We start from the raw sequence: 671 nt of genomic DNA on the forward strand, positions 1-671 counted from the left end.
CCAGAGCAGTGCGCTCGCGCCGTTGGCCCAGCCGATCAGGCTGACGCGGTCGTGCGCCACCCAGGCCTGCTTCATCAGCCAGGCGCGCGAGGCCGCGATATCGGCGACGCGCTCGCGCCGCGCTTTGACATGCATCTCCCTGACGCGGCATTGCGGCCCGAGCTCACGCGAGCCGTAGCTGTCCGGCAGCAGCACGGCATTGCCGGCCTTGAGCAGGCGCTCGGCCCAATCCCGATAGCGCGGCAGCACCGGATCGGAATGGCCACCGAGGCCGCCGCAGCCGGTCGACATTCCGCTCGCGTCCGGGGTCCTCCATGCGCAGCTCTTCAAGCCCGAGGGCGCTGGCCCGTTTCCGACCGTGATCGCGCTGCATGGCTGCGGCGCCGGTGCGGCATGCGCGGCCGATATCAGCAGCGCCAGGAACAGGGCGGTCAGTCGAAAGCGCATCGGACTCTGCCGGAAAAGAGGCCGGAACCAGCGATCCTTCGCTCGAAGCCTTATCACGCAGAAACGGCGGTAAAACATCACGAACCGGTGGGTTTGACGGGCGGACAAGCCACCCTATCTATGCTACATCCAAGCCAACACATCGTGCCCTCCAGGGTTTTCCTGGGAGGGGCCTTCCACGGAGACTTTCGACCGTGCTGAACAAGTTCGGCCCCTCGGGCCAT

Annotated in this window: 1 protein-coding gene; it reads right to left on the reverse strand. The window is 66.8% G+C overall.

The window, feature by feature from the left end:
* On the reverse strand, positions 1 to 447 hold a 447-nt coding region (locus H1B27_RS39685; protein ID WP_376709034.1), incomplete at its 3' end, for a dienelactone hydrolase family protein.
* Positions 448 to 671: the final 224 nt, after the last annotated feature.

The sequence above is a fragment of the Bradyrhizobium diversitatis genome, from assembly GCF_016031635.1.
GTDB lineage: Bacteria > Pseudomonadota > Alphaproteobacteria > Rhizobiales > Xanthobacteraceae > Bradyrhizobium > Bradyrhizobium diversitatis.